The organism is Mycolicibacterium sp. 624 (genome assembly GCF_040548615.1).
Classification (GTDB): Bacteria; Actinomycetota; Actinomycetes; order Mycobacteriales; family Mycobacteriaceae; genus Mycobacterium.
Genome location: NZ_JBEPRZ010000004.1, coordinates 76,463 through 88,078, shown reverse-complemented (window position 1 = coordinate 88,078; position 11,616 = coordinate 76,463). Strand labels below are relative to the sequence as shown.

Below are 11,616 nucleotides of genomic sequence, written 5' to 3'. Positions count from 1 at the left end.
GTACCGGCCGTGAAACGTCAACGGCGACCACCCGATGTCGGGTGGTCGCCGTTGACGCGCGGGATGTCAGCTGCCTGCCGGAACCAGCATCTCCTGCCAGGTCTGTCCTGTCGCGCCTTGACCCAGATTCGACTGGGTGTAGACCCGACCGTCGGGGCCGACGTAGCTGCCGGTGGCAGGTTCGTAGGTGGCTGCCGCGAGGGGCGGCGGCTGCGCAGGCGCTGGGTTGATCGGCATCTGCGGAACCGCTTGACCCGAGAGCGTGGCGTTCGGGTCACCCTTCCAGTTGGCCCCGTCGTTGAGCGGGACGTACTCCTGGTCGCTCTCGCACATGTCCACGGTCGGTGCGCGCTTGCCGGGAACGGTCAGGCAGGGAGTGTTTCTCGCACCACGCACTGCGAGGTACGGATGGTCTTGCGGCACACGGCAGTACAGCGCCCCCGTGGTGCGCTCGGGATAGTCCTCGTGAGCCGGTGCCCGCTGCTGCTGCGCGGGCAGATACCCCGTGTTGCAGGGCGGCGGCAGGTTGAGGTTCAGGTTGAAGTCCAGATACATGCCCCGATAGTCCTGTTTGGTGTGCAGGTTGCCGACGGCTAGCGCCCCCATCATCGCGGTGGCCTGCGGCAACAACACCAGAAGCTGCTCGATCGCCGGCTGGTAGGCGATCGCCACCTGTTCCAGGCTGACCAGGTTGGCCAGCAGCACTGGCAGCGTGGGGCGAACGCGCTCGAACAACTGCCTGACCTCGTCGGCTGTCGCCGCGCCATTGCGCAGGACACCCTCGACGGAGTCGTTGTGATCGCGCAGTTCACCGGTGATGGCAGCCAGGTTCGCCGCCCACGATTGAATCGCACCCGATGTCGCAATCTGCGAGTCCAGGACCGGTTTGGACTGTTCGATCAATGTCACCATCGGTTCGAGTTCTCGATGGGCGTCGATGGCCAGCTGGGTGCTGCCTTTCACGATCCGGGACAGCTCCGGCCCCAACCCGCCTATCGCCGTGTAACTCTCGTCGATCACGGTCTTCAAGTTGTCCTGCGGGATCGCGGCCAAACCACGGTTCGTCGCGTCCAACAGGCTGTTGATGCTCGGCGGCACCGAGGCGCGGGACGCGGGGATCACATCGCCGTCCCGCAGCGGTGCAGATGCACCGTCGCGTGGCAACAGAGCGACATAGAGTTCCCCGATGGCCGACTGACTGTGGACCTCGGCATCCACATCCGAGGGAATCCGGAACTGCGAGTCGAGAACCAGCTCGGCCTCGGCACCACTGTCGGTGAGGCGTACCTCCCCAACCCGGCCCACCTCGGTTCCGCGATACGTGACGTTGCCGCGCTCGTAGAGTCCACCTGCCTGAGGGAGTTCGACGGTGACGGTGTACCGACCGATGCCGAACAACTGCGCAGGCAGATTCATGTAGCCACCGGCCATCAGGGCGACCGACGCGACGGCCAGCACCGTGAAGATCGCCAGCTGAATCCTGGCAAGACGATTCAGGTGCATGTCAGGGCCCCTGGTCGGCTTGGTACGGAACGATGAGTGGATTGCCTGCGGTGGCCGGGCTCGGCATCTGACCGATGGTGCGCCCCCATTGCATCTCCAGCCTCGTGAGGGCGCCCTCGAACCGCGTGCCGGTGAGTAGCGATGTGTCGAGCCGGCTGAGGGTCAAGTCGAATATCGCGGTGAGGTTCGCATAATCGCCCCGCAGCCACTTCAGCACACCCTCCTTGGGCCACGGGAACGTCGAGAACAGCGACAGCGAGCGGGTGAGCGCGGGACCGGCATCGGCAAGGGCGGCGAGCACGGGTCCGATATCCGCCAGCTCGGCCACCAGCGACTCCTCAGTTCTGGTGATTGAATCTGCTGCCAGCGCGCTGAACTCGCCGAACTGGTCCAGGGCCTCGACCAACTGCTCGCGATCGTCCTTGAGTACCTCGAGAGCTTGCGGAATCGTCTGTAACGCCCTGTCGAGCACCGGCTTCCGTGCCGCGAACCGGCCCGTGAGCTGGTTCAGGCTCTCGGTGGCGGCGAGGATATCGTCCTTCTGTCCGTCCAGATGGCCGATGAACTCGTCGAACTGCTCGATGAGGCCGCGGAGCTCCTGTTCCCGGCCGGCGAAGGCGATGCTGAACGCTCGCGTGATGTCATGAACCTGGCCCAGCCCCCCACCGTTGAGGAGCATCGACGCCGCCGCCAGCGTCTGTTCGGTGCTGGGGTACGCGCCGGTGCGGTCGAGGTGGATCAACGATCCCTCGTGGAGCTCGCCCCGTGGCGGTTCGTCGACGGGCGGGGCGATCTCGATGTGCAGCGAACCGAGCAGGCTGGTTTGGCCGACCCTCACCGTGACGTTCTCCGGCAGGGTGACACCGCCGTCGAGCCGCATCGTGACGAGAGCGTGCCAGCCCTGACGCGCGATTCCGGTGACACTTCCCACCGTCACGTCAGCGACGCGTACCCGGGAGTTCTCCGCGATGTTCGAGACGTTGGCCAGTTGCGCCTGCACTTCGAAGGATCCGGGGCCCCAGCCCTGCGTGCCGGGCAGCCGAACCGAGTTGAGTCCCCGCCAGTCACAGCCAGTCGTCACCACGAGGATCACCGCGAGCACCGCGCACAGGTACCCGCGTGTGCCGCTCACGAGCCACCTCCAGGTGCCGGCACCATCAAGCCGGGAAGGCCGTCAGCGGGATTCGTCGCCACCGATTCCGCTGCGAGCGGTGGCGGTGGCACTGGACGGTGATCGGGGCGCATCCAGTCCTCGCTGTAGGTCAGCTCGTTGGGTCGGGCCGCCGCGTTGACGAACGGGTTCAACCCGATCGGCGGGAAGTTGAACTGCCGGTTCTTCATGATCGGGGCCAGGTACTGCACACAGAGTTTCGCCGACTGTTCGGCACCCATACGTGACGCGGCCTGGACCGCGCCGCAGATGAACTGAATCGGATTGGCGAAGTTGTTCAGCGCCAAGGCCCCTGTGAGCGCTGAATGCGTGGGCTCATAGATGTTGATGAGGTTCTGAAACGTGGTCGGCGCCAGGTGCAGCACCTGCTTGATGTCGCCGGTGCTGTCGGCCAGAGCCTGAGCCACAGAGCCCAGCTTCTCCGACGAGACACCAAGCGCCTCACGATGTTCGGCCACGAACGACGCGACGTCTCGGGTTGCGGCGTTCAGACCGTCGACGGCCTCGCCGATCTGGTCAGGCTGGTCGGCCAGAAGTCCCGTTGCGGCGGCCAGGTTGACGTTGAGCTCCCTCATCAGCTCGGTACTCGACTGCAGCGCCGACACCAGGGCGGCCAGATTCTTGACCGTGCCGAAGATGTCGGTGCTGTGATCGCCGAGTGCGGAGAGCACGCGGGACAGCTCGATGACCGCCTCCCGAATGTCCTGGCCACGCCCGCGCAGGTTATCGGCCGCGGTGTCGATGAACGCGCCAAGCGGGCTGACACCGTCGGGACCCGGTTGCAGGCTGGCGCTGAGCCTCTCCAGCTGGATCCGGAAGTCATCCCACTCCACCGGTACCGCGGTGCGGTTCTGCGGAATGACCGCGCCGTCCGTCATCTCGGCACCACCGGTGTACGCGGGAGTGAGCTGGATCGCCCTTGAGGTGATCAGCTGTGGTGACAGGATGACCGCGTTGGCCTCGGCGGGCACCTTGTGCCTGCGGTCGAACCAGAACGTGATCTTGGACCGTTCCGGCTGCGGCTCAATGGTTTCGACACTCCCGATCCGCACGCCGAGCATCACGACGTCGTCGCCGGGAAAGATCCCGTTGCTGTTGTCGAAGTACGCGGTGACCTGCGTGCGGGCGTTCGTGGTCAGAGCCCCGATCACCGCCACCGACCCGGCCATCAGGGTGACCGCGAGCAGCACGGCCAAGGAGACACGCATATGGCGACGCGTGATCACGGTGCACCGCCGATGTCGTGCGGGCCGTGTTCAGCCGGGGGGCCCGGTGGCGGGCCGCCCGGGGGCGGCGCGGGAAGCGGCTCCCGATAGGGATAGCGGGGGTCACCCGGGTTCCCGGTGATCGCCTCGGGCAGCGTCATATTCGGCGGTCCACCCTGACCGGTACGCGGATACGGCACCGGCAGTGCCGGTGTGCCGGGCTGGCCGACCTGCGGGTCGTGAAGCTCGGTCGGTGCCAGCACGTTCGGGTCGAGACCCAGATCCGAGAATGCCGCGTCGATGAACGGTTGCACGAACTGGCCGGGCAACAGGTTGGAGAGGTATGCCTTGAAGAACGGGCCTGAGGCCACCGAGTCGCCGAGCGACATGGCGTACCGGTGCAACATCGGGATGACCTGTTGGATCTGATCCCTGTGGTTGTCGACGATCGCCAACACACCGTTGATCCGCTCCAGCGCAGGTCCCAGCTCCGCCTTGTTGTCTGCGACGAATCCGGACATCTGGCGGGTCGCGACACCGATGTTGTTGGCCACCTGGTCCAGGGCCGCACTCTGGACTCGCAACGCAGCCAGTATGGCGTTGGTCTGCGATATGAGGCGCACTACCTGGTCGGTGCGCTGGGCGAGCACTCCGGTCGCAGCCTCTGCGTTCTCCAACAGGCTCCGCAGCTGCGCATCGCGTTCGCCGAGCGTGCGCGAGAAGCGGGCCACGCCATCGACGGCGATCCGAAGATCCGGCGGGGTGTCACGAAAGGCGTCGGTCAGGGTCGCCAGGGACTGGTTGAGTTGATCGACATCCAATCCGCCCACCACGTCGGCGAGGTCGCCGAGCGCCTCCGGAAGTTGGTAGGCCGGTGTCGTGCGATCCATCGAGATGGCTCCACTCAGCTCTCCGTCGCCGCGGGGCGTCACCTCCAGGACCTTCGAGCCGAGGAGGCTCTTGGTCTTGACCGCCGCCTCAGTACGCTCGCCCAAGCGGATGCCCTTCTCGACGTCGAACTCGACGAGCACTCGGGGACCGTCCAGGGCAATGCTCGACACCTCACCGACCTTGTAACCCGCAACCTGCACGGGAGCCCCGGTCTGCAGACCGCTGGCCTCCGCGAAGTAGGCGGAGTGGCGAACGCCTGAGGCGAAGAACGGCAGCTTCTTGTACTGCAGCGCGCTCGCGACAATGGCGGCCACCACGACCAGTCCGATCACGCCGATGACCATCGAATTGCGCTCCGAGAACGACTTCATTTCGGGGCGCACCGCCCGGTGTCCTGGCCAGCCACCTTCACATACACCGGCTGCCCGCCCTTGCCGTTGAGTTTCAGGATCGCGTCACAGAGGTAGAACGAGAAGTAGTCGCCGTACAGCGCCATCCGGTTGAGCGCCCGGTAGGTGTCGGGCAGAGTGTTGAGTAGGTCATCGACGTAGTCCGTGTCGGCGAGGACCGTGCTCGTCACCCGATCTGCCTGAGCGACAAAGTTCTTGACACTCGGTCGGGCGCGGATGAGCAGATCCCCGATGCCCGCCGCGGCCGCGTTGGTGGAGGCGATGCTGTCACTGATGTCGACCTTGCGCGCAGCGAGCCCATCGACCAGTTGCGACAGTGAGTCGACCGCGCTGTCGAACTCGCCACTGTGCTCGCCGAGCGATCCCAGCACCGTGTTCAGATTCGCGATGACCTGACCGATCAGTTCATCCCGGTTGGCCATAGTGTCGGTCAACGACGCCGTGTGTGCCAGAAGCGAGCCGATGGTCGGCCCCTGCCCCTGGAGCGCCTGAATCAGCTGGCCGGTCAGCGCGTTCATCGCCTCAGGGTCGAGCGCGCGAAACAGCGGGCGAAACCCACCGATGAGCGCGTCCAGGTCCAGCGCAGGCTCCGTCCGAGTCACCGGAATCGTCTGTCCGACATCGATTCGCTGCAGGCTCCCCGGCCCCTCCTGCAGTTCCATGTATCGCCCGCCGATCAGATTGTCGTACCGCACAAGCGCTTTCGTGCCATCGGTGAGCACAACCGAGTCATCGACAGAGAACTCGACCACCGCGTGATTCTCGACGTTGACGGAGATGCCCCTCACCTTGCCCACCTCGACTCCGGCGATACGGACGAAGTTGCCGCTCTCCAGTCCGCTGATGTTGACGAACTCCGCGCGGTAGGTCGCCTGATCGTTGAACCGCAACTGCGCGAACACGATGAGGAGCACGAATGCGCCGACGCCGCAGACGGTCAGGAACGCGGTCAGGCGCCACACGATGCCGGTCAGGTTGGCTTTCACGGCTGTGGGCCCTCCTCGATTGGAGCCACGCTCGGAACTGTCACGGGTGGCGGCGGCAGGGGTTCATACGGTGGCGCACCCGGGTAGGGCACCGGTCCGATCGCCGGCGGACCCTCACCGCGAATACGAGGCGGTTCGGGCACAGCCTTGGTGGCGGGGAAGAAGTTCGCAAACCACGGGTGACCGATACCCGGGTTGGGTCGCCAGTCCACGCCCGTTCCCCAGCCCGTGTTGGTGATCAACTGCCGCACGGGGAACTGCTTGGAGACATCGGGCAGTGACCCGCAGCCTGGTCGTCCACCCGGCCCGCCCTTGGCGGCGACGATCGGGAGATTGTCGGGATACCGGTAGGGGTCATCGCCCAGATTGAGCCCGCTGTCAAGCACGATGCTTCGGCCGTTGCCGCCCACCTGCTCGTGCCCGCCGTTGTCGAGGAACCACTTGGCCCCCAACAGCATGCACGTGTAACTGGGCTCATACTTCATCAGCAGCGATGTGGTCGGCTCCAGGCTGTTGATCGCATCCACCAGGTTGTCCTGATTCGGACCGATGAGACTGGTCCCGGATTGGGCGAGTCCAATGACGCTGAGCAGCAGCGTATCGATCTCCGAGGCATTGCGCGTGACGGTCTCGCTCAGAGTGCTCGAGGCGTCGAGAACGTCCAGGATGTCCTCGGCCGCAGCGTTGTACGTGTCACCGAACTCCCGCACGGCACGCCAGTCCTCCTGTGCCGTCTGCATCCGCGGGTTGAGCTCGCGCAGAACCGAGTTGGCTGCCGTCGTCGCCTCACCCATGCGTTGCCCCTGCCCGCGCACCCCTTCGGCCAACGCTGTCAACGTGGCGTTCAACTTCGGCGGATCGACCCGGTGAAGGACCTCAACGAGGTTCTGAAACACCGTGTTCACCTCGGCAGTGACGTTGCGCGAAACCACCACCGCGCCTGCCCCGATCCGATCCGCACTGGGATCGGCCGGGTAGATCAGATCCACGTACTTCGCGCCGAACGCCGTGGTCGCCTGTATCTCCGCCTGCACATTGGCGGGGATGAAAGCCGTCATCTCGGGGAGGAGTTCCAGTTTCAACCGGACCGGGTCGGTGCCCTCGACACCGGCGACGCGACCAACCTTGACGCCGCGCATTCTGACCTTGGCGCCCGACTCCATGACCAGCCCGGAGCGTTCCGCGGTGACCGTCACCGGCACAACCGAGTTGAACTTCCCGGTGAACAGCAGAGCCGTCATCAGCACCAGGGCCAGGATCGTGACCATTAGGATCAGCGCCCATAGCGCAGGCGGAATGCGGTGTTGCCCGGGCCTGGTGTCCATGGTCATCCCGCCAGGTTGAAGTTGCCGGACTGGCCGTAGACGGCGAGCGACATCGCCGTCACCACGAACGCCGCCACGACCAGCGATGCACGCACCGCTCGACCGACCGCCTCCCCCACTCCGGCAGGGCCGCCCGTCGCGTTGTAGCCGTAGTAGGTGTGGACGAGCATGATGACGGTGGCCATGGTGATCGACTGAACGAACGACCAGATGAGGTCGGTGGGGTTCAGGAACGTGTTGAAGTAGTGGTCGTACACGCCGGTGGACTGACCGTAGATCGCCGTTGTGCCAACCCGTGCCGCGGTGAAGGACATTGCGACGCCGACACAGTACAGCGGGATGACCACGATGACCCCGGCGATCACCCGGGTCGACGCGAGGTAGGCGATGCTGCGCATGCCGATGACCTCGAGCGCGTCGATCTCCTCGTTGATTCGCATTGCACCCAACTGTGCGGTCGCGCCGGCACCGATGGTGGCTGACAGCGCGATCGCCGTGGTCCCGGGCGCGATGATGCGCACATTGAGGAAGGCGGACGCGAATCCGGTGAGGGCCTCCACGCCGATGTTGGCGAACTGGTTGTATCCCTGGACGGCGATGACGGCACCGGTGGACAGCGTCAGGAAGCCGACGATGGCGACGGTGCCGCCGATGATCGCCAGCGCCCCAACACCCAGTCCCATCTGCGCGATGAGCCGGAGCACCTCTTTGCGATAGTGCAGTACGGCGTCACCGATTGAATGCAGTGTCCTGAAGTAGAACTCGGCCTGCAGCCCGATCTGATTCCACCCCCGGCCGCAGCCACGGATCAGGTTGACCACTCGTGCCCGCGGTGCGGTGATGGCTAACTGGCTCACAGCGTGGCCTGCACACCGACGGCGGTCACAATGATGTTGATCGCGAAGAGCGCCATGAACGTGAACACGACCGTCTCGTTGACCGCGTTGCCCACACCAGCCGGCCCACCGCCGACGGATATGCCCTTGTAACAGGCGATGAGGCCCGCCACCATCCCGAAGATGGCCCCCTTGATGAGCGCGATGACGATGTCGGTCACACCCGTCAAGAGCGTGAAGCCCGCGACGAAGTCGCCGGGCGAGACGTGCTGGACGTAGACACAGAAGAAGAACGCGCCGACCAGACCCACCAGGATCACCGTGGAGGCCAGGACCGTGGCGACCGTGGTCGCCGCCAGAACTCGTGGGACCACCAGGGCCTGGATCGGGTTGATCCCCATGACCCGCAGCGCGTCCAACTCCTCCCGGATAGTGCGTGCTCCGAGATCAGCGCACATTGCTGTCGCTCCGGCACCGGATATGACGAGAACCGTTGCCAACGGGCCGATTTGAGTCACCGTGCCCAGTGCCGCGCCAGTGCCGGATAGGTCGGCCGCGCCGAACTCGATCAGGAGGATGTTCAGCGTGAAGACCAGCAGCACGGAGTAGGGGATGGTGAGCATCAACGCGGGAAGCAACGACACCCGCGCGACGAACCACGTTTGGATCAGATACTCGCGCCACGCGAACGGTCCCCGAAAGATCTGTACGAAGGTGTCCAGCGACATCGCGAAGAACTCGCCGGTCGAGCGCACGGGTTTGGACAGTGTCTGCACGGCAGTCAAGAGGTTTCGTCACCCGCCTAACGTCTCGCGGTCGCCGGTCGCTGCGACCGGTGAGGTGGATCCAGCAAGGATGTCGGCGTCGCCGGAGCTGCGCATCCGTATGAACCGCAGACTTGCTACGTAGGTACGTGGTGTCGACGCTGCGACAGCGGTGCCCAGCAACGCACTCGACCCAGCGTCTCCGCCGTTACGGGGAGCCGGGACAAGCGCGATGTCCGCGCAGCGATGTGCGCCGAATTGATGCAATACGCACTTGGCGGATATCCGACTTTGGGCATACTGCGCAATATGTTGGATAGCACTTGTGCATATTGCGAGTCGCTGGTTGTGTGACGCCTCAACGCCGCCAGCCATCCGCTGATCGCGGTCTGTCACCCGGAGGCATCCCGTGTTCAACCCTGATGAGTTCGTCCAACTGGTCACCGAAAGTGGTGAGAGACAGAGCCATCCGGTGTTCTCGCCGTTCGTCGACGATATCGACGTCGCCGCGCTGCGCCGCCTGTATGAGGACCTCGTCGTCGTCAGGCGCATCGATGCCGAGGCGACGGCCCTGCAGCGGCAGGGCGAACTCGCGTTGTGGGCGCCGTGCCTCGGGCAGGAGGCCGCGCAGGTCGGTTCGGCCCGAGCGCTTGGCGCCGAGGACTTCGTCTTCGCCAGCTACCGCGAACACGGTGTCGCCTATTGCCGCGGCGTCGACCCCACACACATGCTCAGGTTCTGGCGCGGCTCCACCCACTCTGGCTGGAATCCGTTCGACTACCGAATGACCACCCCGGCGATCATCGTCGGATCGCAGGCCTTGCACGCCACCGGATACGCAATGGGCATTGCGCTTGACGGTGCCGATGGCGCGGCGATCACCTACTTCGGCGACGGCGCGACGAGCCAGGGCGACATCTCCGAGGCACTGGGATTCGCTGCGAGCTTCTCCGCGCCCGTGGTGTTCTTCTGCCAGAACAATCAGTGGGCGATATCCGAACCGGTGCGGCTGCAGTCACCGACCGCCCTGGCCCACCGCGGACCCGGGTTCGGCGTCCCCGCGGTACGCGTCGACGGCAACGACGTGCTCGCCGTGATGGCCACGACACGGGCCGCACTCGAACGCGCTCGCAGGGGAGACGGTCCAACCCTCATCGAGGCCGTCACCTACCGGATGGGGCCGCACACCACCTCCGATGATCCCACCAGATACCGGCCGGCGGACCTGGATGAGCTGTGGAGACAACGTGATCCACTGGATCGGATCTTCAGACTGCTCGACGCGCATCGGGCGATCGACGACGACTACCTCGCCGCGGTGACACAGCGCGCCGATGACACCGCCGCTGCGCTGCGCCGGGGCTGCCTGGAGACGGTCGAACCCACCGCGCTGTCGATGTTCGACAACGTCTACGCCGAGCCCCATCCCCTGGTCGACGACGAGCGTCGCCAGTTCACGTCCTACCTCGCCACGCTGGAGGGAACCCCGCAGTGAGCATCGCAACCACACTGACCGCACCGGCCGCGCCCGTCGCGCCGGACGCGCTTCCGCTGGGAAAGGCCATCAACGCCGGCCTGCAACGCGCGCTGAAAGGTGATCCGAAGGTTGTGCTGATGGGCGAGGACATCGGCAAGCTCGGTGGTGTCTTCCGCATAACCGATGGACTACAGGAGGAGTTCGGCCCGCACCGGGTGATCGACACTCCGCTAGCCGAGTCCGGGATCATCGGCACCGCAATTGGACTGGCGATCAGGGGCTACCGTCCGGTCTGCGAGATCCAGTTCGACGGCTTCATCTACCCCGCCTTCGACCAGATCGTCTGTCAGGTCGCCAAACTGCACTACCGGACCGGCGGGAATGTGAAGATGCCCATCACCATTCGGGTCCCCTACGGCGGTGGCATCGGCGCGATCGAGCACCATTCCGAGTCACCCGAGGGCTACTTCGCGGCCACGGCGGGCTTGCGGGTGGTCACCTGCAGCAACGCCTCTGACGCGTACACGATGATCCAGCAGGCAATCGCCTCCGACGACCCGGTGCTGTTCTTCGAGCCCAAGCGGCGGTACTGGCAGAAAGGACCCGTCGAGACCAACGTCGACGCCTATCCCCTGCACAGGGCCAGGGTGCTCACCGACGGAACCGACGCCACGTTGCTGACCTACGGCCCGTTGGTCCCGACTGCACTGCAGGCGGCGCAGGTCGCAGCACAGGACGGCATCAGCCTCGAGGTGATCGACCTCCGCTCCATCTCGCCCCTGGACATCGACACCATCGCCGAATCCGTCGAGCGCACAGGGCGTCTCGTCATCGTCCATGAGGCGCCGGTGTTCCTGGGCATCGGCGCCGAGATCGCCACCCGGATCACCGAGCGGTGTTTCCATCATCTCGAGGCCCCGGTGGCCCGGGTGGGCGGATTCAGCCTGCCCTACCCGCCGGCCAAGCTCGAAGCGCACTACCTGCCTGACGTCGACCGCATCCTCGACGCCGTGGACTCCACCCTCGGCTCGTGAAGACAGGACCACAG

General features: G+C 65.3%; 10 protein-coding genes. 2 read left to right on the top strand and 8 right to left on the bottom strand.

What is annotated here, in order from left to right:
• Positions 1–66: 66 nt before the first annotated feature.
• From ABIA65_RS17000 to ABIA65_RS16965, 8 genes are read right to left on the bottom strand one after another with little or no spacing between them, the layout of a single operon-like run.
• Positions 67–1,503 carry an MCE family protein gene (locus tag ABIA65_RS17000; protein ID WP_354524281.1) on the bottom strand — a complete coding sequence of 479 codons (1,437 nt, stop codon included), beginning with the start codon at positions 1,501–1,503 and terminating at the stop codon, positions 67–69.
• Position 1,504: 1 nt separating this feature from the next.
• Entirely contained in the window at positions 1,505–2,635 is a 1,131-nt protein-coding gene (locus tag ABIA65_RS16995) for an MCE family protein (RefSeq protein ID WP_354524280.1), read from the bottom strand.
• Positions 2,632–3,882, bottom strand: a complete 1,251-nt coding sequence (locus ABIA65_RS16990; RefSeq protein ID WP_354524279.1) for an MCE family protein — start codon at positions 3,880–3,882, stop codon at positions 2,632–2,634. The genes ABIA65_RS16995 and ABIA65_RS16990 overlap by 4 nt, the downstream gene beginning before the upstream one ends.
• Positions 3,883–3,896: 14 nt before the next feature.
• On the bottom strand, positions 3,897–5,141 hold the full coding sequence (locus ABIA65_RS16985; protein ID WP_354524278.1) for an MCE family protein: 1,245 nt from the start codon (positions 5,139–5,141) through the stop codon (positions 3,897–3,899).
• On the bottom strand, positions 5,138–6,166 hold the full coding sequence (locus tag ABIA65_RS16980; RefSeq protein ID WP_354524277.1) for an MCE family protein: 1,029 nt from the start codon (positions 6,164–6,166) through the stop codon (positions 5,138–5,140). The genes ABIA65_RS16985 and ABIA65_RS16980 overlap by 4 nt, the downstream gene beginning before the upstream one ends.
• Positions 6,163–7,491: an MCE family protein gene (locus tag ABIA65_RS16975; protein WP_354524632.1), complete on the bottom strand. Its 1,329-nt coding sequence runs from the start codon at positions 7,489–7,491 to the stop codon at positions 6,163–6,165. Before ABIA65_RS16975 ends, ABIA65_RS16980 begins: the two co-directional genes overlap by 4 nt.
• Positions 7,492–7,493: 2 nt before the next feature.
• The gene (locus ABIA65_RS16970; RefSeq protein WP_502919588.1) at positions 7,494–8,312 is read right to left on the bottom strand and encodes an ABC transporter permease; all 819 of its coding nucleotides are present in this window, start codon (positions 8,310–8,312) and stop codon (positions 7,494–7,496) included.
• Between the two features lie 32 nt (positions 8,313–8,344).
• The gene (locus ABIA65_RS16965) at positions 8,345–9,055 is read right to left on the bottom strand and encodes an MlaE family ABC transporter permease (RefSeq protein ID WP_241405876.1); all 711 of its coding nucleotides are present in this window, start codon (positions 9,053–9,055) and stop codon (positions 8,345–8,347) included.
• Between the two features lie 445 nt (positions 9,056–9,500).
• Between ABIA65_RS16965 and pdhA the strand changes: the two genes are divergently transcribed.
• Complete coding sequence (gene pdhA / locus ABIA65_RS16960; protein ID WP_354524276.1) at positions 9,501–10,586, top strand: pyruvate dehydrogenase (acetyl-transferring) E1 component subunit alpha; 1,086 nt, start codon at positions 9,501–9,503, stop codon at positions 10,584–10,586.
• A 56-nt stretch (positions 10,587–10,642) separates the two neighbouring features.
• On the top strand, positions 10,643–11,602 hold the full coding sequence (locus tag ABIA65_RS16955) for an alpha-ketoacid dehydrogenase subunit beta (RefSeq protein WP_354524630.1): 960 nt from the start codon (positions 10,643–10,645) through the stop codon (positions 11,600–11,602).
• Positions 11,603–11,616: the final 14 nt, after the last annotated feature.